22 protein-coding genes and 1 tRNA gene are annotated in these 23,590 nt (G+C 46.4%); 17 read left to right on the top strand and 6 right to left on the bottom strand.

Going from position 1 to position 23,590, the window contains the following annotated elements; genetic code table 11:
* Position 1 precedes the first annotated feature (1 nt).
* Positions 2-1,594 carry a GMC family oxidoreductase gene (locus tag AC2T15_RS10775; protein WP_486778270.1) on the top strand — a complete coding sequence of 531 codons (1,593 nt, stop codon included), beginning with the start codon at positions 2-4 and terminating at the stop codon, positions 1,592-1,594.
* 131 nt (positions 1,595-1,725) lie between these two features.
* Complete coding sequence (gene lysM / locus AC2T15_RS10770; protein WP_486778269.1) at positions 1,726-2,175, top strand: peptidoglycan-binding protein LysM; 450 nt, start codon at positions 1,726-1,728, stop codon at positions 2,173-2,175.
* A gap of 68 nt (positions 2,176-2,243) precedes the next feature.
* Here lysM and AC2T15_RS10765 read toward each other — a convergent pair whose 3' ends face one another.
* A complete protein-coding gene (locus tag AC2T15_RS10765; RefSeq protein WP_486778268.1) occupies positions 2,244-2,708 on the bottom strand; it encodes a c-type cytochrome in 465 nt (154 codons plus the stop codon).
* Between the two features lie 413 nt (positions 2,709-3,121).
* Here AC2T15_RS10765 and AC2T15_RS10760 point away from each other — a divergent pair, with 413 nt between their 5' ends.
* The 7 genes from AC2T15_RS10760 to AC2T15_RS10730 all read left to right on the top strand — a co-directional run bounded on the left by AC2T15_RS10760 (position 3,122) and on the right by AC2T15_RS10730 (position 9,231).
* Complete coding sequence (locus tag AC2T15_RS10760; protein ID WP_486778267.1) at positions 3,122-4,237, top strand: polyamine ABC transporter substrate-binding protein; 1,116 nt, start codon at positions 3,122-3,124, stop codon at positions 4,235-4,237.
* Between the two features lie 105 nt (positions 4,238-4,342).
* Positions 4,343-5,431, top strand: coding sequence for a polyamine ABC transporter substrate-binding protein (locus AC2T15_RS10755; protein ID WP_486779046.1), 1,089 nt, complete (start codon positions 4,343-4,345; stop codon positions 5,429-5,431).
* A gap of 53 nt (positions 5,432-5,484) precedes the next feature.
* Complete coding sequence (locus AC2T15_RS10750) at positions 5,485-6,639, top strand: ABC transporter ATP-binding protein (RefSeq protein WP_053100613.1); 1,155 nt, start codon at positions 5,485-5,487, stop codon at positions 6,637-6,639.
* Positions 6,636-7,547, top strand: coding sequence for an ABC transporter permease subunit (locus AC2T15_RS10745; protein WP_373332115.1), 912 nt, complete (start codon positions 6,636-6,638; stop codon positions 7,545-7,547). Before AC2T15_RS10750 ends, AC2T15_RS10745 begins: the two co-directional genes overlap by 4 nt.
* On the top strand, positions 7,544-8,377 hold the full coding sequence (locus AC2T15_RS10740; RefSeq protein WP_053100612.1) for an ABC transporter permease subunit: 834 nt from the start codon (positions 7,544-7,546) through the stop codon (positions 8,375-8,377). The genes AC2T15_RS10745 and AC2T15_RS10740 overlap by 4 nt, the downstream gene beginning before the upstream one ends.
* Positions 8,378-8,594: 217 nt before the next feature.
* A complete protein-coding gene (locus AC2T15_RS10735; protein WP_486778266.1) occupies positions 8,595-8,897 on the top strand; it encodes a transcriptional regulator SutA in 303 nt (100 codons plus the stop codon).
* 142 nt (positions 8,898-9,039) lie between these two features.
* On the top strand, positions 9,040-9,231 hold the full coding sequence (locus AC2T15_RS10730; RefSeq protein WP_053100610.1) for a YgaP family membrane protein: 192 nt from the start codon (positions 9,040-9,042) through the stop codon (positions 9,229-9,231).
* Between the two features lie 146 nt (positions 9,232-9,377).
* Here the strand turns inward: AC2T15_RS10730 and AC2T15_RS10725 are convergent, their stop codons facing one another.
* Entirely contained in the window at positions 9,378-11,444 is a 2,067-nt protein-coding gene (locus tag AC2T15_RS10725; protein ID WP_486778265.1) for an LTA synthase family protein, read from the bottom strand.
* 205 nt (positions 11,445-11,649) lie between these two features.
* Here AC2T15_RS10725 and AC2T15_RS10720 point away from each other — a divergent pair, with 205 nt between their 5' ends.
* Together AC2T15_RS10720 and AC2T15_RS10715 are read left to right on the top strand one after the other, a co-directional pair.
* The gene (locus AC2T15_RS10720; RefSeq protein ID WP_486778264.1) at positions 11,650-12,924 is read left to right on the top strand and encodes an aromatic amino acid transporter; all 1,275 of its coding nucleotides are present in this window, start codon (positions 11,650-11,652) and stop codon (positions 12,922-12,924) included.
* Between the two features lie 70 nt (positions 12,925-12,994).
* Positions 12,995-13,537: a rhodanese-like domain-containing protein gene (locus AC2T15_RS10715; protein WP_053100607.1), complete on the top strand. Its 543-nt coding sequence runs from the start codon at positions 12,995-12,997 to the stop codon at positions 13,535-13,537.
* Positions 13,538-14,078: 541 nt separating this feature from the next.
* Here AC2T15_RS10715 and AC2T15_RS10710 read toward each other — a convergent pair.
* Complete coding sequence (locus AC2T15_RS10710; protein ID WP_053103071.1) at positions 14,079-14,936, bottom strand: NAD-dependent epimerase/dehydratase family protein; 858 nt, start codon at positions 14,934-14,936, stop codon at positions 14,079-14,081.
* Between the two features lie 73 nt (positions 14,937-15,009).
* Between AC2T15_RS10710 and AC2T15_RS10705 the strand changes: the two genes are divergently transcribed.
* The 3 genes from AC2T15_RS10705 to AC2T15_RS10695 are packed head-to-tail and all read left to right on the top strand — an operon-like array spanning position 15,010 to position 19,240.
* Positions 15,010-15,933 carry a hydrogen peroxide-inducible genes activator gene (locus tag AC2T15_RS10705; RefSeq protein ID WP_053100605.1) on the top strand — a complete coding sequence of 308 codons (924 nt, stop codon included), beginning with the start codon at positions 15,010-15,012 and terminating at the stop codon, positions 15,931-15,933.
* 30 nt (positions 15,934-15,963) lie between these two features.
* Positions 15,964-18,036: an ATP-dependent DNA helicase RecG gene (gene recG / locus AC2T15_RS10700; RefSeq protein ID WP_486779045.1), complete on the top strand. Its 2,073-nt coding sequence runs from the start codon at positions 15,964-15,966 to the stop codon at positions 18,034-18,036.
* 43 nt (positions 18,037-18,079) lie between these two features.
* Positions 18,080-19,240, top strand: a complete 1,161-nt coding sequence (locus AC2T15_RS10695) for an iron-containing alcohol dehydrogenase (protein ID WP_486778263.1) — start codon at positions 18,080-18,082, stop codon at positions 19,238-19,240.
* A gap of 1 nt (position 19,241) precedes the next feature.
* On the opposite strand, the gene AC2T15_RS10690 is transcribed toward AC2T15_RS10695, so the two are convergent.
* Positions 19,242-19,904 (bottom strand): YdcF family protein, encoded by a 663-nt coding sequence (locus AC2T15_RS10690; RefSeq protein WP_486778262.1) that lies wholly within the window; start codon positions 19,902-19,904, stop codon positions 19,242-19,244.
* A gap of 460 nt (positions 19,905-20,364) precedes the next feature.
* Between AC2T15_RS10690 and dctP the strand changes: the two genes are divergently transcribed.
* From dctP to AC2T15_RS10675, 3 genes are all read left to right on the top strand, one after another.
* Entirely contained in the window at positions 20,365-21,384 is a 1,020-nt protein-coding gene (gene dctP / locus AC2T15_RS10685) for a TRAP transporter substrate-binding protein DctP (protein ID WP_053100601.1), read from the top strand.
* 87 nt (positions 21,385-21,471) lie between these two features.
* Positions 21,472-21,711, top strand: coding sequence for a hypothetical protein (locus tag AC2T15_RS10680; RefSeq protein ID WP_486778261.1), 240 nt, complete (start codon positions 21,472-21,474; stop codon positions 21,709-21,711).
* 89 nt (positions 21,712-21,800) lie between these two features.
* A complete protein-coding gene (locus AC2T15_RS10675) occupies positions 21,801-23,102 on the top strand; it encodes an ISL3 family transposase (RefSeq protein WP_486779044.1) in 1,302 nt (433 codons plus the stop codon).
* Here AC2T15_RS10675 and AC2T15_RS10670 read toward each other — a convergent pair.
* The gene (locus AC2T15_RS10670) at positions 23,099-23,353 is read right to left on the bottom strand and encodes a hypothetical protein (RefSeq protein WP_486778260.1); all 255 of its coding nucleotides are present in this window, start codon (positions 23,351-23,353) and stop codon (positions 23,099-23,101) included. The two genes, AC2T15_RS10675 and AC2T15_RS10670, sit on opposite strands and share 4 nt — an antisense overlap.
* A gap of 138 nt (positions 23,354-23,491) precedes the next feature.
* Positions 23,492-23,568, bottom strand: a tRNA-Arg gene (locus tag AC2T15_RS10665).
* Positions 23,569-23,590 lie beyond the last annotated feature (22 nt).

Below are 23,590 nucleotides of genomic sequence, written 5' to 3'. Positions count from 1 at the left end.
GATGAATTTTCCAGATATGTTTTTGCAAGGTATAGCCGCAGGTTGGAATGTACAGCCGGGTACAGAGGTTGATCCGCTGCAGCCAGTGCAGGTTGATGTGGTGGTTGTCGGCTCGGGTGCGGGCGGGGCCACTACTGCAGAGTATTTAGCCGAGGCAGGTTATTCGGTTTTAGTGATTGAGGAAGGCCCTTTAAAAACCAGTAGCGACTTTAAGATGCTTGAGCAGCAAGCTTATTCTGAGTTGTATCAAGAGGGTTTAGGTCGAGTCAGTAAAGATGGTGCCATCACTATTTTGCAGGGACGTGCGGTGGGTGGAACAACTTTAATTAATTGGACTTCTAGCTTTAGAACACCGGAGGCTACGTTACAGCACTGGCAGGATGAGTGGCAGGTCAGTGGATTTAGCCAAGCCGAGTTAGCGCCTTGGTTCGAACGTTTAGAGCAGCGCTTAAATATCGCGCCTTGGGCTGTACCAGCTAATGCAAATAATGCGGTGATTCAACAGGGCTGCGAGGCATTAGGCTGGGACTGGGCCGTGATTCCACGAAATGTAACCCATTGTTTGAATCTGGGTTATTGCGGTATGGGCTGTCCGGCTAATGCTAAGCAATCCATGTTGGTCACTAGTTTGCCAGCGATGTTAAAACAACAAGGGCGATTAATTTATCGCGCCCGAGCTGAGCGTTTAGACATCCAACAGCAACGAGTCACGGGACTTATCTGTCAGCCTTTGGACGAGCAAGCATTGCAGGCGCAGGGACAGCCGTTCAAAGTGGTGGCAAAACATTATGTGCTAGCGGGTGGCAGCATTAACACCCCGGCTTTATTAATGCGCTCGAAAGCGCCAGACCCTTATCAGCGTTGTGGTAAGCGCACATTTTTGCATTTAGTAAATTTCTCACTGGCACAATTTACACGGACAATTAATCCATTTTACGGTGCACCGCAATCGGTTTACTCCGATCAATTTCAATGGCAGGCGGGCGTTACGGGGCCTGTGGGTTATAAACTTGAGGTGCCTCCATTACAGCCTGCTTTTTTAGGCTCGCTATTAACTGCATATGGCCCAGCCCATGCTGAATTGATGGCGCAACTACCACAAACCAACGTCATGCTGTCCTTGCTGCGTGATGGTTTTCATCCAGAAAGTCCAGGTGGCACGGTGCAGCTGAATCGAGACGGAAGTCCAGTACTGGATTATCCGGTAACCGATTATCTATGGGATGGATTACAACGAGCGCTGTTGAGTATGGCTGAAATTCAGTTCGCTGCAGGTGCCAAGCAGGTTATGCCTTTGCATACCGATGGCCGTTTGCAAAGGAGTTGGCGCGCGGCACAAGAGCATATTAAAGGCTTAGCTTTGCAGCGTTACAAAATGCGTCTAGGCAGTGCCCATGTGATGGGAGGCTGTAATATGAGCGATGATCCGCGTAAAGGAGTGGTGAATAGTTTGGGGCAACATCATCAGTTGGCTAATCTATCAGTACATGATGGATCGCTATTTCCAACCAGTATTGGTGCTAATCCACAGTTGTCGGTATATGCCATTAGCGCCAAGCTAGCGGCTGGCTTAACTCAGCGCTTAAGCGCATAAATGCACAGCGAGTAACGGGAACTAGCCGAGTAGTGCAGTGCTCCAATAACTGCAATATAAAATAGGTAAAATAGTTACGGCTAGACCAAACAGGTCGGCAGTAAACACCTTAAACTGTATGGGAGAACACAATGGGACTTTTTTCATTCGTCAAAGATGCGGGTACTAAACTTTGGGAATCAGTAGTAGGTTCTGAAGCCCACGCCGCAGAAGCTGAGACCTCATTACGTGAGCACGTCGCAAAAGTAGGCTTAGGTAATCCAGATATTCAGATCAAGGTTGAAGGCGAGAAAGTGATCGTTAGCGGTAATGTGGTCAGCCAAGAAGAGAAAGAAAAGGTGTTGTTAGCCTTAGGTAACGTAGCAGGCGTGAGCGAAGTCGAAGATCACATCAGCGTGCCTAATACTGAGCCAGAGGCGCGCTTTGTTACGGTAAAAGCAGGGGATACGCTCAGTGCAATTGCTAAAGCTGAATACGGCAATGCTAATGCGTATATGAAAATTTTTGATGCCAACAAACCTATGTTGTCACATCCGGATAAAATTTATCCAGGCCAAGTATTACGTATTCCCCAAGAGTAAGACTTGTGAGACTAAAAAACCGAGCCTAGGCTCGGTTTTTTGTCGCTAGTGCTGCAGACTAAGCGCGCTTATTTCATGCGGTAGTTATCGTGGCAACCTTTGCAGCTAGCGCCAAGATCAGAAAACGCGGTAGTGATTTGCGCTTTATCGCCGGCATCTGCCGCCGCTTTTAATTCGGTGGCTGCTTTATGGAACGCCATCCCTACTTTGTTTACGCCTTCAGCATCTTGGAACATTTCAGGTTTAACGCGGGTTTTGGTATCGCCAATGCTTTTTTCTGTGCCTGGGCTAAATAAGGCGCCCATGCCTGAGTTGGCAGTGGCAGCGATGCTGTTAGCAGCGGCTTGAACTTGCTCAAGATTCCATGTGGATTCATTTTCCAGCATGCCTTTAATTTTACCTACGTTCCATGCCATAAATGCATAGCCGGCTTTACGGTAGTAAATTTGATCTTCAGGGTCTACTTGGGCTGCGGCCTGAACACTCGCGGCTAATGCAATAGAGGCTAAACTGCCTGTCAGTAACTTTTTCATGTTATCTCCTTTCTATTTTTAGAGCTGGAAGCAAGTTGGTGTGCTTCTAGCTTGCCTAGGTTTTCATTACTCTTTTATTAAGTAAAGCGAGCAATACCCGCCATAGTATCATTTTGTGTATTTTAACGGAAAATTAGAGTTACTTTTTTGTTTAGAGTTCGTTTTGTTGGAAGGTTAAATAGCGTTGTTTTTTTTAGCAGTAATTTAATGGAAGCTGCTAATTTTTGAAACAATTTCGCATTTTTATAGTCATCTTAAGCCTTATTTGGGTTTATTTTAGGTTGTTTGCAGAAATAACTATTTTGCATCTTGAGTGTAGGCGCAGACGCTGCGAGACTGCGCACCTTATTACAGGGGGATTGCTCTAGTTTTATATCCCTGTAAGCCTTATAAACCCTAATCAAATAGGAGCTATGCGCGTGAAAAAAATGAATAAAAGCTTGCTTGTTGCCGCTTTAGGCATGGCCATTTCGGCAGCAGCGCAAGCGGCACAGGACGGACGTGTATTACACGTGTACCAATGGTCGGATTACACCGCACCAACTACTATTCCAAACTTTGAAAAGCAAAGCGGAGTCAAGGTGGTGTTTGATGTGTATGACACCAACGAAGTATTAGAAGCTAAATTATTAGCGGGCGGCTCAGGTTACGATATTGTGGCTCCGTCGAACCCATTTTTATCTAAGCAAATCAAAGCAGGTGCTTATCAAAAGCTTGATAAGAGTAAGCTGCCAAACTGGGATAACCTAAATAAAGATTTGCTGAAAACTTTAGAGTTGAATGACCCAGGTAACCAATATTCGATCCCTTATTTATGGGGCACCATTGGCCTTGGTTACAACATTGATAAGGTCAAAGTAGCGTTAGGCGATAACTCAGAAGAGATTATTGGCTCTTGGGATGCCATCTTTAAGCCAGAAAATATCAGCAAGTTAAAAGAGTGCGGAGTGGCTATTTTAGACTCGCCAACTGAAATTTTACCGGCTGCTTTGCATTACCTAGGCTTACCACCCGATAGCCAAAAAGCTGAAGATTTAAAGCAAGCTGAAGAGTTAATGCTGAGCATTCGTCCTTACGTTACCTATTTCCACTCCTCTAAGTACATTTCCGACTTAGCCAGTGGCAATATTTGTGTGGCTATGGGTTACTCAGGCGATTTATATCAGAGTAAATCCCGTGCAGAAGAGGCAAATAACGGCACTCATTTAGGCTATAAAATTCCTAAAGAGGGGGCGGGTACTTTCTTTGACATGATCGGTATTCCAGCCGATGCGCATAATGTTGATGAAGCCCATGCTTTTATTAACTATTTATTAGAGCCACAAGTAACCGCAGATTTAACCAACTATTTGCAGTTTCCTAATGCGAACGTACCTGCAACAGAGTTAGTTAATGATAAAATTCGTCAAGATCCGGGCATTTATCCCTCAGACGAAGTGATGAAAAAACTGTACACTTTCCCTGATTTACCGTCAAAAGTGCAACGTGCGATGACGCGTAGCTGGACGAAAATTAAATCGGGTAAGTAATTACAGTGCTTCCAAGGCTGTCGCTTCTTTCGGGGCGACAGCTTTTTTATTAGTAGGCAAAAAATTGCCAAGTGAGTAACAGCGAGGACTCAGGTATTGCAAAAAATGATGTATCGCGCAGCACTTAGCGCTGTAGTAACGGGTGTTGTAACACTAGCGGGTGCAGCTTCAGCTGCGGAAGTGCGGGTTTACAACTGGTCTGACTATATTTCTAAGGAAGCTTTAAGCAGCTTTACAGAACAAACGGGAGTTAACGTTGTTTATGACGTGTTCGATTCCAACGAAGCCCTTGAGGGTAAGTTGTTAGCGGGTCGATCAGGTTACGATGTGGTAGGACCATCAGATCATTTCTTAGGTCAGCAAATTAAGGCTGGTGCGTTTCAGGCCTTAGATCGTTCTAAGTTACCTAATTGGAAAAACTTAGATACGACACTGCTCAAGCAAGTATCGGTGAATGATCCTGACAATCTCCATGCGGTTCCTTATTTATGGGGCACCAATGGAATTGGCTATAACGTCGATAAAGTGAAAGAAGTTTTAGGCGTCGATAAAATTGATTCGTGGGCGGTACTATTTGAACCGGAAAATATGGAAAAACTGGCCACCTGTGGCGTGTCTTTCCTTGATTCAGCCGATGAAATGCTGCCTCCGATGTTGCAATACTTAGGTTTAGATCCTAACAGCCATAAAGCTGCAGACTATGAGAAAGCTGTGGATAAACTGTTAGAAGTACGTCCTTACGTGACTTACTTTCACTCCTCACGCTACGTTTCAGACCTAGCTAATGGCAATATTTGTGTTGCCGCTGGTTTCTCTGGCGATGTGATGCAAGCTGCAGATCGTGCAGTTGAAGCCAATAATGGCGTGAAGGTGGCCTATGCTATTCCAAAAGAAGGCGGCAATCTGTGGTTTGATATGCTGGCTATTCCTGCGGATGCGACCAATGTGGATGAAGCGCACCAGTTTATTAACTATGTGTTAGATCCTGAAGTCATTGCGGGGATTACAGAATTTGTCGGTTATGCTAACCCCAATACCGAAGCTAAGCAGTACATGGAACAAGAGATTTTAGAGGATGAAAGTATTTATCCGCCGCAAGAAGTCTTAGATCGTATGTACGTCTCGCAACAATTGCCTGCTAAAGTGCAGCGGGTTAAAACTCGTCACTGGACTCGTTTCAAGTCTGGTAAATAATCTTCTCTAGCCCCGCGTTCTGTGGGGCGCCTACTCTTGTTCAGGAGTGAGCTATGGCGATTCCTTCCGGGGCTTACAAAAAGGCCCTCGCTAACTTACAAAAGCCCAAAGATGTATTAGTTAATGTTGAAAAAGTCAGCAAGTACTTTGGCGATACCCTTGCGGTAGATACCGTTTCGTTGAAAATTAATAAAGGCGAGATCTTTGCCTTGCTCGGTGGATCTGGCTCGGGTAAATCGACTTTGTTACGCATGTTGGCCGGATTTGAAACGCCATCTGAGGGTCGCATTTTTCTTGACGGTGAAGACATTACCGACATGCCGCCCCACGAACGTCCAATTAATATGATGTTTCAATCCTATGCGTTATTTCCGCATATGACGGTGGAGCAAAATATTGCCTTCGGCCTGAAGCAAGATAAGTTGCCTAAAGAAGAGATTGCCGAGCGCGTCGACGAGATGTTGCGTCTGGTGCATATGACTCAGTATGCGAAACGTAAGCCGCATCAGTTATCCGGTGGGCAACGGCAACGGGTGGCGTTAGCTCGCTCTTTGGCCAAGCGGCCTAAACTGCTATTACTCGATGAGCCGATGGGCGCGTTGGATAAAAAACTACGTTCGCAAATGCAACTGGAGCTAGTTGAGATCATTGAGCGAGTGGGTGTGACTTGTGTGATGGTGACTCACGATCAAGAAGAAGCCATGACTATGGCTGAGCGCATTGCCATCATGAGTCAGGGCTGGATTGAGCAGGTGGGCTCGCCCATGGATATTTACGAAACGCCTAACAGTCGTTTTGTCTGCGAATTTATTGGTAGTGTGAACCTGTTTGACGGTGAGATTGTGGCCGATGATGCCGACCACGCCATTGTGGTTTGCCCACAACTTGAGCGGCCGATTTATATTGGTCGGGGTATTTCCTCGCGGGCAGAAAACAAACGGGTAACCTTTGCCTTACGACCAGAAAAACTGCTGTTAAGTCATGAGTTTCCTGAAGATTTAGAGCACGCAGACTACAACTGGTCCAAGGCGACAGTACACGATATTGCGTATTTAGGTGGGCACTCGGTGTATTACGTTGAGTTGCCATCGGGCATGATTGCCCAAGCCTTTATGGCAAACTCTGAGCGAAATGTGAAGCGTCCGACTTGGGACGATCAGGTTTATGTCCATTGGGTTGATGACAGCGGCGTGGTATTTCAATCATGACTATGCGTGACTTTTTTGGGCGTTTTAAGCCTAAAGGTCAGCATCTGGTAATCGGCGTTCCCTTTTTCTGGATGCTGTTATTTTTTCTTTTGCCCTTTGTTATTGTCTTCAAAATTAGTTTTGCCGAAGCTGATGTGGCGATTCCACCCTATACCAGCTTGCTGGAATGGGCGGATGAGCAACTGACGATTATGCTCAATTTTGCTAACTACACCTTGCTTAGCGAAGACAAAATGTACATTGCGGCGTATTTGGGCTCGTTAAAAATTGCCTTGGTTAGCACCTTGCTGTGCTTGTTGGTGGGTTACCCGATGGCGCATGCCATTACGAAAACCAAACCTTCAACCCAAGCGGTGTTGCTGTTATTGGTGATGATGCCGACCTGGACTGCTTTGCTGATTCGGGTGTATGCCTGGATGGGAATCTTGGGCAAAAATGGCTTGCTGAATAATTTTTTGCTCTGGTTGGGTCTGATTAACGAGCCTTTAACTATTCTTAACACCAATATCGCGGTGTATATCGGGATTGTGTATTCCTATCTACCCTTTATGGTGTTGCCGTTATATGCCAACTTAGTGAAGCACGATAACTCGCTACTTGAAGCAGCAGCCGACTTAGGCGCTGGCCGCTTGACGCGCTTTTGGCGAATTACTGTACCTTTATCTAAGAGTGGGATTATTGCTGGCTGTATGTTGGTATTTATTCCAGTGGTGGGTGAGTTTGTGATCCCCGAATTACTGGGCGGCCCTGAAACCCTGATGATTGGTAAAGTGCTCTGGCAAGAGTTCTTTAATAACCGCGACTGGCCGGTAGCTTCAGCGCTAGCGGTGATTATGCTATTGCTATTAATTGTGCCGATTATCCTGTTTAACCGAAACCAAGCACGGGAAATGGAGGGTAAAGCATGAGACGTTTTAGCTTCTCCAGCATGATGCTGTTTTTCGGCTTAATGTTTATCTATGTACCGATGATCGTATTGGTGATCTACTCCTTTAACGCTTCACGTTTAGTCACGGTGTGGGGGGGGTGGTCAACCAAGTGGTATGAAGGCTTATTAGATAATACTCAGCTGATGAGCGCCGTAGTGCGCTCACTGGAAGTGGCGAGCTATACAGCGATTGCAGCAACCGCTTTAGGTACTTTGGCAGCCTTAGTTTTAACTCGGATTAAGCACTTTAAAGGCCGTACGCTATTTGGTGGCATGGTTACAGCACCTTTGGTAATGCCTGAAGTGATTACTGGTTTATCGCTGTTATTGCTATTTGTCGCTATGGCGCAACTGATTGGTTGGCCAGCAGAGCGCGGTGTCGTAACCATCTGGATTGCTCACACCACTTTCTGTACAGCGTATGTGGCGATTATTGTCTCAACGCGTTTGCGTGAAGTGGATCATTCTCTAGAAGAAGCAGCGATGGACTTAGGTGCTCGTCCTTGGAAAGTATTCTTTTTGATTACTGTGCCGATGATTGCGCCTTCATTAGCGGCTGGGGCGATGATGTCGTTTGCTTTATCGCTAGATGACTTGGTATTAGCCAGCTTTGTGGCAGGTCCGGGTTCAACCACCTTGCCAATGGAGATTTATTCAGCGGTACGCATGGGAGTTAAGCCAGAGATTAACGCAATTGCTAGCTTAATTTTGCTGTTTGTTTCGATGGCGACCTTTATTGCTTGGTTCTTTACTCGGCGCGCTGAAGAGCGGCGCAATAAAGCGATTGCTCTGAGTAAAAAAGCGGCTTAAATCTAGAATAGCGCTTTACAACAGCCCATTTAGTTGCTCACTAAATGGGCTTTTTCTTGGGAAAAAAGCGAATAAATTTTTTCCTGAATTTAAGCGTGGTTATTTTTTGAAACAGGTACTAGAATGCGCCAAATTATTTATCAGTGAAGTCGCTTTGGCCTAGGGCTGGTAAGTAATTTCTAGCTATTTTTTGTAATAACGGTTCGAGGTTGTAGGCATGCTTGATGATGAATTAGATCAAGATGATTTAGAAGTAGACGAAGTAGAAGAAAGCGATGAAATTGAGCCGCTAGATGACCTAGACGACTCAGTAGATGATGGGGATGACTTGGGCGATCTAGGCGAAGATGATGCCGATGAAGTGGTCACGCCAAAACGCGCGAAAAAAACTGCAGCGATAAGTGAGGATGCCTTACCTTCTGTAGAAACTAAAAAGAAAGAGCGTGATGCCTTAGCATTGGCTATGGAAGAGTTTTTATCGCGCGGCGGTAAGGTACAGGAAGTCGATAGTAGCTATTAATTAGCACTCAGCAATCGGATCGATTGCGTTAGGATTAGCAAAGCCAGCTCAATTGAGCTGGCTTTTTTATTAATCTTTGAATACTATAAGGGGTATATATTTAAGCGAAGTTGTTCGCCACTAGGCGTTAGGAGAGACAGCTATGAAGTGCAATATGGGGTTTTTAGATCGTGCCGCGCGGATTATTTTAGGGCTGGTACTGATAGGTTTGAGTATTAGCAGTACGATTGGCGCGTGGGGTTATTTAGGTGCGATTCCGTTAATTATGGGGCTGATTGGTAATTGCCCACTGTACACCTTATTAAAAATTAATACCTGCAAAGCAAAAAACTAAGTTTAGACACTGATTGTTGATTGATTTCATCAGTCACAAGGACGTGGGTTTGGGGCTATTGTTCAGCATCAGAGGCTGATCAATAGCCCATTATTTTTGGGGTTAAAAATTTTTAGACCATTCATAAAGTGGGCTGTAAAAACATATCACCTTATCGCTTTTTGGGCTTGAACCAAGAATGTTTTTTCTTTATGTCGAACACCAGTGGTGTTTTCCAGCAGGCTTTGGGTTGCGGTTTGAATATAGGCAGATAACGCTTGGCCCATGGCCGCATCTTCGGCGCTTGGCTCAAGCAGTTGTTGCTGGGCGTGAGCACCTAAGGTAAAGGACCACGGTCTAGCGGGCACGCCTTTAGCTTTCACTAAGATTTTATTGCCTTGAATTAGCGCCACAGTTTGATCACTGCCAGAGGGCTTGATCATGCCAATACCTGGATCATCTTTGGGCAGACTCAGTAAGTCTCGGCCCCAGCACTGATGCTGCACTGATTTCCCGAAGCGGCCGATGATGGTCGGTACCATATCAACTTGGGTGGCAGTAATTGCATTAGTTGTGCCAAATTTTTCTTGAATCCCCGGGGCGAGCAGTAGCATCGGCACGTGAAAGCGATAGAGATCCATATCGGTGAGTGATTCTGACGTACCAAAACCATGATCGCCTAGCACTACAAATAAGGTGTCTTGATACCACGGCTGTTGTTTGGCTTGCTCAAAAAATTGGCCTAATGCCCAGTCAGAATAGCGCATGGCGGTTAGATGCTGATCTAAGCTGCCATGACCGGTCACAGGGGTAATTGGCAGTTGCTCTGGTAACGCGTAAGGGGTGTGGTTGGAAAGCGTTTGTAAGAGAGCATAAAAAGGTTTTGGGCCTTGCAGCTTGTTTAATTCTTGTACTGCGCGTTGGAACATATCTTGATCAGATACACCCCAGGTCGGGTCAGATACCACGGGATTAATATAGTCATTGCGGCCAACAAAATGGGTCATGCCTTGGTTGCTAAAAAATCCTTGTTGGTTATCCCAAGCAAAGTCACCGTTATAGACATAGGCATCTTGGTAACCTTGGCTGCTAAGTAACTGTGGTAGGCCTGAAAAATCATGGCCGCCCTCGGGGCTTTGCATCAAATACTCAAACGCTGGCAGGTTTGGAAAACAAGCCATGCTGGCAAACATCCCTTGATGAGTATGGGTGCCGTTGGAGAAAAACTGGGTAAATAGTAAACCTTCTTGGCTCAGTTGATCGAAATAGGGGGTGATTTGCTCAGCGCTGCCTAAGGCTCCGACATAGCGCCCAGCAAAGCTTTCCATCAGAATCACCACGACATTTTTGATCTGCAGCTGGGTGTTAGGCGCTGGAGTAAAGACCCGGCGCAGGGCTGCTGAGTCGGCATCGATCAACTGATCATTGGCAGTTAAGATCAGCTGACGGGTGATTTCGGTGGCCTGCTGTGAATCGAGGCTATTTGGCCAAATATTTTCTCGGTGTGCCGAGTAAGTGGTTTTGGCTGCAGTATAGAGGCTAAGTACTGGATTAAGTCCAAGGTGATTAGCAAACATAGCCGGCGTGGTATAAGCATCGCCCCAGCGTAGCGGCGGGCCTTGGCGCAAGGTGCCGCGCGCAGCTACTACCGCCAATATCAAGCATAAGCCAAATACTGCGTACTCGGTGATTCCCGTTGCTGTAGGGCGAGCACTAAACTGACGAGTGCGCTGCTCGAGACTGGAAAATGCCAGATAACACAGCCCACTGAGCAGTAGCCAAGCTAAGAGCAGCTTAATCACAGGAAAACCATGCCAGAGCATGCTAATTACCGTGCTCGGGTCTTCGTTTAAGTACTGAAAAACAATGCTATTGAGCCGCTGGTGAAATTCGCGATAAAAATCCAACTCAATAATGCCCAGTAAACCGCTTAGGCTACTACTAGCAACCAGCCAGGCAAGCATCAAGCGCCTAAAGTTACGCCAGGGGGCATAGAGTAGCGCTAAAAATAACGGCAACAATAAATAGATGCTCACCCGTAAATCAAAACGTAAACCGTTGAAAAAAGCTTCAAGAAAGTGTGTAGCTTCCGTGTTACCCATCATTTCATGGTTGTAAGTCAGTAATAGACCACGTAGCGCAGTGAAAAGTAACAGTAAGAGCATCAGACTGCCGACTAAAAAGCGTAGATGGGAGAGCAAGCTAATCAGCGGTTTTTCTGTAGTGGCATACAAGATCCTGGAGTGGTTAAGAAAAAATGGAGCAACGAGTAAAACGCTGGTTAGCGTAACCTAGTGGATGTGAAAAAATATTGTTTTTAGTAGTTGCAGCGGGCCTAAGACTAAGACTTTATAAATTTGTTTCGAAGCGGGGGTGAAATCTAGGGCTTTTGTGAGATTGCTGTATGATGCAGGCAGTCTTGATTACAGAGTAAATACTATGAGTAATACAGTAGCGCCCCAGCGTGCGCCTTCGATTGTAGGGGGAGCGATGATTATTGCTGGCACCGCAATTGGTGCTGGCATGTTGGCAAATCCGACGGCGATGTCGGGCGTATGGTTTTTAGGTTCAATTGCCATTTTAATCTACACCTGGTTTTGTATGTATGTCTCGGGTTTGATGCTGCTTGAGGCCAACTTACATTACCCTGTTGGAGCCAGCTTCCATACCATTGTTAAAGATTTGCTGGGATCTGCGTGGAATATTATCACCGGGCTGTCGGTTGCATTTGTTTTGTATATTTTGACCTATGCTTATATTTTTGTCGGTGGTGGCTTAACCCAAGAATCGGTTAATGCATTGCTCAAGGTCGCAGACCAGCCGACCTTAAGTATTGCCAGAGAATGGGGCTCGGTTCTTTTTTTAGTGGTACTAGCCACTTCGGTTTGGCTATCGACTAAGGTGGTTGATCGTTTTTCTACCATCTTATTGGGCGGTATGTTGATCAGTTTCTTCTGGTCTACAGGCTCGATGCTAGGCAGCGCAAAACCAGAGGTGCTATTTGATGTAAGCAGTATACAGTCAGGTAATTTTTGGCTGTATGCATGGAGCGCACTCCCAGTTTGTCTAGCTTCATTTGGCTACCATGGTAATGTGCCGAGCTTGGTCAGTTACTATAAAAAAGATGCTAAGAAAGTCACTCGCAGTCTACTAGTGGGCACGTTTTTGGCTTTAGCTATGTATTTATTATGGCAGGTTGCAGTCCAGGGCAATTTACCCCGTGCAGCGTTTGCGCCGGTGATTGCAGAAGGCGGTGATGTTACCGTGCTGCTCAAAGCCTTGTCGCGCTATATCGCTACTGAGCACATTAGCCAAGTACTCAATGCATTTGCCTACATGGCGATTGCTAGCTCATTTTTAGGCGTGACTTTGGGTTTATTTGATTATATTCGAGACCTGTTTAAATTTAGTGATGATGCCAGTGGCCGCTTAAAAGCTGCAGCAGTTACTTTCTTGCCTCCATTATTAGCCTGTTTGTTATTTCCAACCGGTTTTGTAAAAATGATTGGTTATGCTGGTTTAATGGCTGCAATTTGGGCGGCTTTGGTGCCGGCATTATTAGTACGGGCGAGTCGTAAAAAATTTAGCGAAGCTAACTACCGAGTATTTGGCGGCCAGTGGATGATTGGTTTTATTTTGCTATTTGCGGTCTTGGTATTCTCGGCACAAATTTTAATGCAATTAGAGTGGTTACCCGTCTTCACGGGTGAGTAGCTACCCATGGGGGTATCTGGCTAAGCTGCTATACTGCGTGCTGTACTGTCTTTGAAAATAAGGAATGACCATGAAAAAACTAGTATTAGCCACCTTGATCAGCTTTGCTTCAGTAGGTGCTATGGCCAGTGAGCTGGCCATTTCTGCGGTAGATGCTTACGCCAAAACTCAGCAAACAGAGCGCCCAGTCTTATTGGTTGATGTGCGTGATCCGGTAGAGATTATGTTTGTTGGCGCCACTGATGCTGCAGACATTAATATTCCTTTTCTATTGGTAGATCGTAACCAGTGGAATGCAGAGCGTGGGATTTTTAAAATGTCGCGCAATGAGCAGTTTGTCGAGCAAGTAAAGGCTGCGCTTAAACAGCGGGGCTTACCGGAAACCACTGAGGTGATCACCATGTGCCGTTCAGGCAGTGAACGGGGTGAGCCTAGCGCGAAGTTATTGCAAGAGGCTGGTTTAAGTAATGCGCGCTTTGTTGAGCATGGCTTTCAGGGGGATGCGATTAAACAAGGTGAACAGAAAGGTTTTCGTCTCAAAAATGGTTGGCAGAACTCGGGTTTACCTTGGAGTAAAATGAGCCCAGAGAAAATATTTAAGCCAAGTAAGTAACAGCCTAAATGAACAAAGGGGAAGCTTAAGCTTCCCCTTTTAGGTTCTGGTTGTTTGTTATTTTTATTGCAGCTTTGTTGTTGTTATTTTGCTGTTAGGGTGCTTGAAAATCTCAAGCGAATAGCAAACGGATTGCTTTGGAAGCGGGTCAGCAACAGGTAGTCATTGATGTTGGCAGCTGCTTTAGCAGTTTTTGTTGTTCTCTTCATCAAATCGGACTGTTGGCTTGTTGTATTATTATTTTAACCTTCTCCAAAAAAATCAGTTAGCTGCGGCTCTTACTTATTATTGTTGTTGTGTTCGAGTCGTTACGTTTTATTGTTATTAGGGTTTGTGCTTGTTGTTATTGTTGTACAAATACTAAAGCAGTTAGCGTGCCATAAAAAATAAATTCTTAATAAACAATGGCTTATATTTTTATTGAAAGTAGCGTGAGTGACTGCTGCTAAAAAGTGTTACTTTTCTACACCATAACTGTTACCGCGTGTTGGGTAGTGGTGGAACCACATTGAGGTGACTGCTAAGCATGAGATACAGCGGTTTAATTCCCTGCCTTTAGCAGTGCACGATAGCCTTCTTGGTAGCTGGGATAGATTGGCTGCCAGCCCAAGGCCCGTGCCCGTGCATTACTGCAACGCTTACTGCCGGCGCGGCGTAGAATCAGCTCCGATGACTGTCGGTTAATCTGCAGCTGTTGGCGTAACCAGTTAATCACCTCAACTAACTCGCTGGGCGCGTTATCCACGCCTAGGTAACAATGAGCTAAGGTTGTACCAGCGTGTTGGGTTTTGAGTAAATGAGTAATGAGCTGGGCGGCATCTTCAGCATGAATTCGATTAGTGAACACTTGAGTAGGGGCAGCGGTAGCGCCTTGCTGTACTTGTTGGATTAAACGCTGTCGACCAGGTCCGTAAATACCGGCTAGCCTAATGCAAGTAGCAGCAAAGGGGCTGTTCAATACTAACTGCTCGGCTTGGAGCATGATTTTTCCACTCCAGCGCGTGGGTTCGGTTGGCGAGTCCTCATCTAGCCATTGATGATCTTGTTGAGCATATACTGCAGTACTTGAAGTAAAGAGTAACCGTTTGGGCTGTTGTTGGTGTGCAGTTAACCACTGACAGACATGCTGCAAACCGGTTAGATAAGCCGCTTGATAGCCAGACTCAGTGTGTTGTTTGGCAGCAGCGCTGTAAAGCACGTAGTCTATAGCCTGATCTGGCCATTGGCTGGGACACTGGGCTTGGGTTAAATCAGCTTGAATTGGAATCACGCCAGTTGGCAGTTGATCGATTGTTTGTCGTAAACCATAGACAGTCCACTGCTCGGCTAATAACCGCTTGGCCACACGTGAGCCAATATCGCCACAGCCGACAATAATGATGCTTGGGTGAGTGCTCATAGTTAACTCATTTAATATGTAGGAAAAAAACCAGTAAAATTATGCAGATACTTATTTCACAGGAAATGCGCTAATGACTCTAACTGAACTCCGCTACATTGTAACCTTGGCGCAAGAGCAGCATTTTGGTCGCGCTGCAGAGCGTTGCCATGTGAGCCAGCCAACCTTATCGGTAGGGGTGAAAAAGTTAGAGAGTGAGTTGGGTGTTTTAATCTTTGAGCGCAGCAAAAATGCGGTTCGGCTCACTCCAGTCGGTGAAGGAATTGTGGCACAAGCTCAAAAAGTATTAGAGCAAGCGCAAATGGTTAAGGAGCTGGCGCAAGCAGGAAAAAATCAGCTGGCTGCGCCTCTGCGGGTAGGGGCAATTTATACTATTGGTCCTTATTTGTTTCCGCGACTGGTGCCTAGTTTGCATCAAGAAGCACCAGAGATGCCGTTATATATAGAAGAGAACTTTACCCATGTGCTGCGTGACAAGCTGCGTAATGGTGAACTTGATGCGATTATTATTGCGTTGCCATTTCAAGATGCGGATATTTTGACCAAGGCTCTGTATGAAGAACCTTTTTATGTGCTGATGCCAGCGGACCATGCCTGGACTAAAAAGCAGACGATTCCCAGCGAGCTGTTGAACAGTAAAAGTTTATTGCTGTTAGGTGAAGGGCATTGTTTTCGCGATCAGGTGTTAGAGGCATGCCCAACGGTAATGCAAGAGGCCGATCTGAATAAGTACACTACGGTTGAAGCAAACTCCTTAGAGACCATTCGCCATATGGTGGCCTCTGGTTTGGGGGTTTCGGTATTGCCGCAGTCTGCAGTGAAAAGTCATCACTATGCGCCAGGCGTGTTGGCGGTGCGTCCTTTAGCTGACCCTGCGCCAACTCGTACCGTGGCGATTGCATGGCGTGCCAGTTTCCCACGACCCAAAGCAATTGACATGCTAGCCAATGCGATTGAAAACTGTACCCAAAGTTTAGCTAGCGAAATCCTGAGTTAAAGGTAGCTATTAGAGACTGCGCCCATGACGATGTTATTAACCCATACCCCCGTTACCACCTTAAAGGGTGTGGGGGCAGCCATGGCCGAAAAGTTAAAAAAAGTCGGCATTGAAAGCATCCAAGATGTGCTATTTCATTTGCCGTTACGTTATCAGGATCGTACTCGAATCACTCCAATAGGGGCTTTGCGCCCAGGTCAGGATGCGGTGATTGAAGGGCAAGTGATAGCGGCTGATATTGTTATGGGCCGGCGGCGTAGTTTGATTGTACGTTTACAAGATGGCAGTGGCGCCATTAGTTTGCGTTTTTTTCATTTTAGTTTTGCCCAAAAAGAAAGTTTTAAAGCTGGCAGCTTAGTGCGCTGTTATGGTGAAGTGCGCCCCGGTGCTTCAGGACTAGAGCTTTATCATCCTGAATATCGCACTCAAACAACAGGGCTAGCACCACCTATTGAGCAAACGTTAACTGCAATTTATCCAGCCACCGAAGGTTTAACTCAAGCTAGATTACGTGGGTTTGCTGAGCAGGCACTGGGCTTATTAAGTGAGCATAATTTACCTGACTGGTTGCCTGTTGCCTTACGGCAAACGCTGAAACTTGGCGGATTAGTTGAGGCGATTCGCTATCTACATCAGCCTCCACCAGATGCCGATTTAGAGCAGCTAGCCGAAGGCGTGCATTGGTCACAGCAGCGCTTGGCCTTTGAGGAGATTTTGACCCATCAATTATCACTACAAAAACTGCGTGAACAGATGCGTGCTCAGGCAGCGCCTGCGTTGCCCTTGGCGCGGCAACTGCCCCAGCAATTTTTAGCAAATCTAGGTTTTGCACCTACGGCGGCGCAGCAGCGAGTAGGACAAGAAATTGCCTATGATTTATCACAGCCGTTACCGATGCTGCGTTTAGTGCAAGGCGATGTGGGTGCAGGCAAAACCGTGGTCGCCGCCTTGGCTGCTTTGCAAGCATTAGAAGCTGGTTACCAAGTGGCATTGATGGCACCGACCGAGATTTTGGCGGAGCAGCATTTTCTTAATTTTAGCCGTTGGTTAACGCCGTTAGGAATTGAGGTGGCTTGGTTAGCGGGTAAGTTAAAAGGCAAAGCGCGCAGTAGTGCGTTACAGCAAATCGCCCAAGGTGCCCCGATGGTGGTGGGTACTCATGCGTTATTTCAAGCGGAAGTGCAGTTTAAAAAACTGGCATTAGTCATTATTGATGAGCAGCATCGCTTTGGCGTTCAGCAACGCTTAGCCTTGCGTGAAAAAGGGGTAGAAGGCCGCCTCAGTCCGCACCAATTGATTATGACCGCGACTCCGATTCCACGAACTTTAGCGATGAGCGCTTATGCTGATTTAGATACCTCAATCTTAGATGAATTGCCGCCTGGACGTACCCCAGTCAATACGGTGGTGATTAGCGAGAGTAGGCGGCCTGAAATTATCGAGCGAGTGCGCGCGGCCTGTACCTCAGGGCGGCAAGCCTATTGGGTTTGTACCTTGATTGAAGAGTCAGAAGAGCTGACTTGCCAAGCAGCACAGACTACCTATGAAGAGTTAACCCTAGCACTGGCTGGACTGCGTGTGGGACTTATTCATGGGCGTATGAAACCCGCCGAGAAAGCCGAGATCATGCAGCTATTTAAGGACAGCGAGCTGCAATTGTTAGTGGCAACTACGGTGATTGAAGTGGGCGTAGATGTGCCAAATGCCAGCCTTATGATCATTGAAAATCCCGAGCGTTTAGGTTTAGCCCAGCTCCATCAGTTACGCGGACGAGTCGGGCGTGGCAGTACGGCGAGTCATTGTTTGCTGTTGTATCACACGCCGTTGTCGCAGATTGGACGTGAGCGGTTAGCTATTATGCGCGAAACCAATGATGGCTTTGTGATTGCCGAACGAGACCTTGAACTGCGTGGTCCAGGTGAAATGCTGGGCACTCGGCAAACCGGCTTGCTGCAATTTAAAATTGCCGATTTAATGCGTGACAACTATTTATTACCCTCAGCTCGCGCGGCTGCCGAGCAGGTGGTGCAACACCATCCTGAGATTATTCAGCCGCTGCTAGATCGCTGGCTAAAAGATGGTCAGCAGTATGGCCAAGTGTAGATAATCCTAGATTCTCGAATCAGATAATGGAGGCATCACGCCGATGCAAAGCTTTAACTTTTATAATCCGACGCATATTGTATTTGGTGCAGGGCGGGTCAGTGAGCTGGCGCATTTAGTGCCTGCCGGGGCAAAAGTGATGGTGCTCTATGGCGGAAATAGTGCCCGCCAGCATGGCACCTTAGATGAAGTCGAAGCAGCATTAAGTCAGCACGAGCTGCATTTATTTGGCGGCATTGAGCCCAATCCCAGTTATCAAACGCTGATGCGTGCAGTGGCACAAGTACAGCAATTGCAGATTGATTTCTTACTGGCGGTAGGTGGTGGCTCGGTAATTGATGGTACAAAATTTGTTGCCGCTGCTGCGTGTTTTGCTGGCGATAATCCATGGGATATTTTGCAGCAAGGCGGTAAAAATATTACTCAAGCATTGCCCTTTGCCAGCGTGCTGACTTTGCCTGCCACGGGTTCAGAAATGAATCGAGGCGGAGTGATTACTAACCTAGAAACGAAAAGTAAGCGCTCATTTAGCAACAATTTGCTGTATCCCCAGTTTTCGATTTTAGATCCAACGAAAACCTATAGCTTGCCGGATAAGCAGGTAGCTAATGGTGTCGTTGATGCTTTTGTACATGTAATGGAGCAGTACTTAACCTATCCAACCCAAGCGAAAGTACAGGATCGTTTTGCCGAAGGGCTGCTGCAAACCCTGATCGAAATTGGCTTGCCAGCGATTCAACAGCGTGAAAATTATGAGTTACGGGCGAATCTGATGTGGACTGCTACCTTAGCGCTGAATGGGCTGATTGGAGCAGGCGTGCCACAAGACTGGTCAACCCACATGATTGGGCATGAATTAACGGCTCTATATGGACTGGATCATGCGCAAACCTTAGCCATCATATTGCCAAGCATGTTGGAGTATCGTCGTGAGCCAAAGCAGGGCAAGTTGCTACAGTATGCTGAACGAGTGTGGGGAATTACAGACGGAGCGCCTGAACAGCGAATCAGCCAAGCGATTGCTAACACCCGTGATTTCTTTGAATCCTTAGGAGTGGCGACCCGTTTGCGTGACTATGGCTTAGATGAGACAGCGATTGAGCCGGTGATTGAGCAATTACGGCAGCATGGCATGCTGAACTTGGGGGAGCACCGTGATCTGACGCCTGAGGATAGCCAGAATGTGCTGCGTTTAAGTCTCTAGCTTATCGGGGGACTTGTATTGGGCGTAACTCTGCTTGATAGAAGTCCGGCTCGATTAATTTACGGGCAAAATGCCCAATAATTAAATAGCTTTCTTTGAGGTACAACTTCAGTTTATCGGCCTTGGAGTAGCTATTAAATTTTGAGCTAGGGGTGGGGGAAAGCTGCACCTTCAAGCCAAGGTCGCGGGCCATAATGCCCGCGCGGGCTAAATGAAAGTAATCACTGACTAGAATCACCGAGTGAATCTGCTCTTGTTGCAGTAAAACCTGGGCGTTTTTTAAGTTATACCAGGTGTCACGGGAAGTTTTTTCGTAAGCGATATCTTTGGCTGCCACACCTTGTTTAATCGCCCAGCGCGCGCCTACTTCACCTTCACTGGCCATATCCGCGCGTAAGGTACCGCCGGTGAAGATCAATTTTTGCGTGGTACCGGCTTGGTACAAGTTCACCGCATGGCGAATACGTTCTTTAAACACCGGCGATGGATTATCGCCCCAAGCCGCAGCGCCGAGCACAATAGTGGCAGGCGCCGGTTGCACACTACGTTCTTGGGCACAATACCAAACATAACCGACCAAACTCGCCATCCCCAATCCACCAACTAAGGTGAGAATCAGCAATAATTTGATTAAGCGAATGAGAGGATGGGAAGTCACAGCCATGGTGCTGGGCAAGCCTTGGATTAGAAAATAGTTAGGCCTTAGAGTACGTTTTCTAAGGTTTTCATACAAGAAGGAGTAGAGCAAATACTGCTGAGAGAAAAGGGAGTGTGCTGTCAAAAATTGATATTTGTTTTTAATGGATTAGCGCTATTAGCTGTATTGCTAACAGTGAGTCGCTTAGCAAATAGTATAGGGTGTGCAGGCTTTTAGCTTCGCTGTGGCAGATTCAGTAGCAGCAAGCAACAGCGCTCAAGCCCATAGGATTAGGGGTTAAAGGTTTGGCGGGAGGGAAATATTAGGTTGGAACTGTTAAGTAGGGGCTTAACTTAACTTAACTTAATTTAAGTTTAATCGTTGTAACCAACCGTACAGACTGAGATTGGCTCTACAGCAAACTCTCTATGGGCTTTACTGTAGAAGCGGACTGACCACAAATATAATAATGTCGGAGTTTCTGCAAATGATGAATTTCAAGATCAAGCCATTGATTGGTTCCTGTCTACTCGCGGCTTCGCTGATGTTGCCCACTTTACAAAGTACGCAAGCTGCTGAAAAGCTAATGCTTGGCCATGCTTTCCCTTCGGAACACATTTTTCATTTAACCTCAGCCACCTTTATGGATGAGTTAAAAAATAATGGGGCAAAAATTAATGTGGATTATCACCCTGGAGGTTCATTAGGCGACTGGGCTTCTATTTTTGAGCAGAGCATGGAAGGCGTAGTGCATATGACTATGAGCTTTGGCTCTTCGGAGTTTGACCCGAGACTCGACCTTACCTTTATGAGCTACATTGTCAGTGATTGGGATCAAGCTTTTAAGGCTTATGGCCCCAATGGAAAAATGACTGATATTTACAATGAGATCTTAGGGGAGATGGATTTAGCAGTGCTCGGCATTATCCCTACGGGATTTGGCTCTATTGCGATGCGTAAAGGCAATAAAGCTGAGCCGGTTAATTTTCCACAAGATGCTAAAGGGATCAAAATCCGTGTGCCTGCAATTCAAGTGGGTATCGAGCGCTTTAAAAGCTTAGGTTTTAATCCAGTGCCTATTCCTTTGTCTGAGCTCTATACCGCATTACAGCTAGGCACAATTGATGCTACGGGTATTCAAACACCATCAGATATTTGGCTGATACGTGATGTGGTGGAATCCTATATTTTAACGAAAGATTATTTTGAGCACGCATTTTGGGTGGTTAATAAATCTTGGCTAAATAAACTTTCTAATGAAGATCGAGAAAAGTTATTTGCTGCAGCAGAAAAAACCATGATTAAAGTTTGGGATGAAGCCCAAGCAGTAGATGCAAACTTCTTAGAAAAAGTAGAAAAATCAGGGATTAAGATTGTAAAACTCACACCTGAACAGGATGCGCAAGCAAAAAAACTAGTCTATGCCCACGAATGGCCTTTCATGGAAAAAGCCCTTGGACCAAAAATCATGGGTGTTTTGCGAGAAATAGCAGAGCTAGAAGATTAGTTTCTTCGTTGATTCGCTGTGCAGTATAACCGCTATATTTGGCTATAGCGGTTATCTATCCTAGTATCTAGAAGTAAGGTTAGTGACATGAGTAATAGTCATTCAATTCCTGTAAAAAAGCCGCTAAGTGTAATTAAGATATATGATTACGATCCAGACTTAAGCGCTTATCCTATTCCTCCTCATCTTCATGCTATTCCTGAGCAAGCGCGTAATAAGTTAGATAAATACTTAATGCGCTTTGAAAAGGTATTGAATGCCTTGTTTTGCAGCTTAATGATCTTAGCAGGCTTATCCTTAGCAGGATTAGTGGCTCTTCGCATTTGAGGGTGTGGAAAAAATCTGACCGGCTGGAAAAGGTGCCGGGGAACTTGGAAAATGTAAGCTCCTACACCAACAAAAACCAAGCCCCCGACATGAGCAATCTTACCTTTTCCAGCCCAGACCTTTCCAGCTTTTGCCAACTAAATATCCTCGGCCTGACTGCCACTGGACAACATCTTTGTGCAGAACGCGCCGTCATCGAATGCCGTTTCACCAAAGCACCTGAGCCGTGCCCCAAGTGCGGTGCTGCTGGCGTTTCACGCGGCACGGTCGATAGGTATCTTGCTCACACACCTTACGGGCAACGGCCAACTACATTGTTGCTGCGTATTCGGCGTTGGCGTTGTATTTGCGGCTGCTTCTGGCACGAAGATACCAGCAGTGCTGCGCCGCCACGCGCAAAGCTTTCCCATGGAGCGATACGCTGGGCATTGGCTGCCATCGTGCTGGATGACTTGTCGGTATCCCGTGTTGCGAGCCATCTGGACGTTGCCTGGCACACCGCCAATAGCGCTATTATCAACGAAGGTCAGCGCCTGCTTTTTAATGACTCGACACGTTTTGACGGTGTGACCGTGCTGGGCGTGGATGAGCATGTCTGGCGGCATACAAGCTGGGGTGACAAGTACGTCACCATCGTGGTTGACCTTACGCCCGTGCGTAACAAAACTGGGCCGGCCCGCTTGCTCGATGTGCTGGAAGGCCGCTCCAAACAAGCCTTTAAACAGTGGCTGAACAATCGTCCCAAGGCTTGGCGTGACCAGATTGAAAGCATTGCCATGGACGGTTTTACGGGGTTTAAATCTGCGGCACAAGAAGCCTTGCCCCAAGCCCAAACCGTGCTGGATCCCTTTCATGTGGTGCGCTGGGCAAGCAACATGCTGGATGAATGCCGCCGGCGTGTGCAACAAGACGTCCTAGGCCGTAGAGGGCGTAAAAACGACCCGCTCTACAAAAGCCGTCGAACGCTGCTGACCCGGATCAGCTACCTGTCTGACGCCAACAAAAAGCAACTGTTCCAGCTGTTTGCAGATGAGCACCACCTCGAAGTGGATTGCACTTGGAACATGTACCAACGGGTGGTCAGCGCCTACAACGAGCCGGATCGAAGGCGTGGTAAAAAACTCATGGAAGAGGTCATAAATATCATTACAGCCAGTGACTTGCCCAAAGCGCTCATCGAGGTGAAAGGCTTGGGAAAAACGCTGAAAAAATACGCGGATAGCATCCTGTCCTACTTCGACCGACCAGGAACCAGCAACGGACCTACAGAAGCTATCAATGGTCGGCTGGAACACTTGCGAGGCACTGCTTTGGGCTTTAGAAATTTAACCAACTACATCGCCAGATGCCTGTTGAAATCCGGAGGGTTTAGAAACCAGCTACACCCTTAAATGCGAAGAGCCAGTTTTTGTTGTTCTTGTTTTTTTATGAAATGGTGTGCAACTGTTGTTATGTATGTGGATTTAGCTTTGTTAAAGTCCTGGTAGTGATAAGCTAAACACTCAACCCATAAGTTCTCATCTCTATTGTTTTGAAAGTGATATGCAGCTTTAGCGTAGGGGCCTTTGTCATCTAAATTATTTTTAAGATGCTTGGTTGCTTCATGTAATCCATATAATGCTTGAAATTTTAGATCTTCCATAAATTCACCATTAGCAAGATTTTTAATTGTATAAAATATTTTTAGCTATGTTTTAAATAGTAAGTTACGACCAGAGTTTTAGATATAAGTTTATTTTAGGAGGCTTCAGCGTGCTATAGCTTATCGCTATATTTAAGATGGCGCACCCGACAGGAATTGAACCTGTGACCTTCGCCTTCGGAGGGCGACACTCTATCCAACTGAGCTACGGGTGCAGCGGCGGCTATAATACGCAGT

The organism is Thiopseudomonas sp. SA1F2-1K (genome assembly GCF_057443035.1).
The sequence above is the reverse complement of the archived record's forward strand: the minus strand, read 5'-3'. Positions and strand labels throughout refer to the sequence as shown.

Bases quoted from the DNA above. Each gene is read 5' to 3' on its own strand.
- AC2T15_RS10720 (WP_486778264.1), top strand. From the start codon at position 11,650: ATGAGTAATACAGTAGCGCCCCAGCGTGCGCCTTCGATTGTAGGGGGA.
- AC2T15_RS10710 (WP_053103071.1), bottom strand. From the start codon at position 14,936: ATGAGCACTCACCCAAGCATCATTATTGTCGGCTGTGGCGATATTGGC.
- AC2T15_RS10750 (WP_053100613.1), top strand. From the start codon at position 5,485: ATGGCGATTCCTTCCGGGGCTTACAAAAAGGCCCTCGCTAACTTACAA.
- AC2T15_RS10745 (WP_373332115.1), top strand. From the start codon at position 6,636: ATGACTATGCGTGACTTTTTTGGGCGTTTTAAGCCTAAAGGTCAGCAT.
- AC2T15_RS10695 (WP_486778263.1), top strand. From the start codon at position 18,080: ATGCAAAGCTTTAACTTTTATAATCCGACGCATATTGTATTTGGTGCA.
- recG (WP_486779045.1), top strand. From the start codon at position 15,964: ATGTTATTAACCCATACCCCCGTTACCACCTTAAAGGGTGTGGGGGCA.
- dctP (WP_053100601.1), top strand. From the start codon at position 20,365: ATGATGAATTTCAAGATCAAGCCATTGATTGGTTCCTGTCTACTCGCG.
- AC2T15_RS10675 (WP_486779044.1), top strand. From the start codon at position 21,801: ATGAGCAATCTTACCTTTTCCAGCCCAGACCTTTCCAGCTTTTGCCAA.
- AC2T15_RS10775 (WP_486778270.1), top strand. From the start codon at position 2: ATGAATTTTCCAGATATGTTTTTGCAAGGTATAGCCGCAGGTTGGAAT.
- AC2T15_RS10715 (WP_053100607.1), top strand. From the start codon at position 12,995: ATGAAAAAACTAGTATTAGCCACCTTGATCAGCTTTGCTTCAGTAGGT.
- AC2T15_RS10735 (WP_486778266.1), top strand. From the start codon at position 8,595: ATGCTTGATGATGAATTAGATCAAGATGATTTAGAAGTAGACGAAGTA.
- AC2T15_RS10730 (WP_053100610.1), top strand. From the start codon at position 9,040: ATGAAGTGCAATATGGGGTTTTTAGATCGTGCCGCGCGGATTATTTTA.
- AC2T15_RS10670 (WP_486778260.1), bottom strand. From the start codon at position 23,353: ATGGAAGATCTAAAATTTCAAGCATTATATGGATTACATGAAGCAACC.
- AC2T15_RS10755 (WP_486779046.1), top strand. From the start codon at position 4,343: ATGATGTATCGCGCAGCACTTAGCGCTGTAGTAACGGGTGTTGTAACA.
- lysM (WP_486778269.1), top strand. From the start codon at position 1,726: ATGGGACTTTTTTCATTCGTCAAAGATGCGGGTACTAAACTTTGGGAA.
- AC2T15_RS10690 (WP_486778262.1), bottom strand. From the start codon at position 19,904: ATGGCTGTGACTTCCCATCCTCTCATTCGCTTAATCAAATTATTGCTG.
- AC2T15_RS10765 (WP_486778268.1), bottom strand. From the start codon at position 2,708: ATGAAAAAGTTACTGACAGGCAGTTTAGCCTCTATTGCATTAGCCGCG.
- AC2T15_RS10760 (WP_486778267.1), top strand. From the start codon at position 3,122: ATGCGCGTGAAAAAAATGAATAAAAGCTTGCTTGTTGCCGCTTTAGGC.
- AC2T15_RS10740 (WP_053100612.1), top strand. From the start codon at position 7,544: ATGAGACGTTTTAGCTTCTCCAGCATGATGCTGTTTTTCGGCTTAATG.
- AC2T15_RS10705 (WP_053100605.1), top strand. From the start codon at position 15,010: ATGACTCTAACTGAACTCCGCTACATTGTAACCTTGGCGCAAGAGCAG.
- AC2T15_RS10680 (WP_486778261.1), top strand. From the start codon at position 21,472: ATGAGTAATAGTCATTCAATTCCTGTAAAAAAGCCGCTAAGTGTAATT.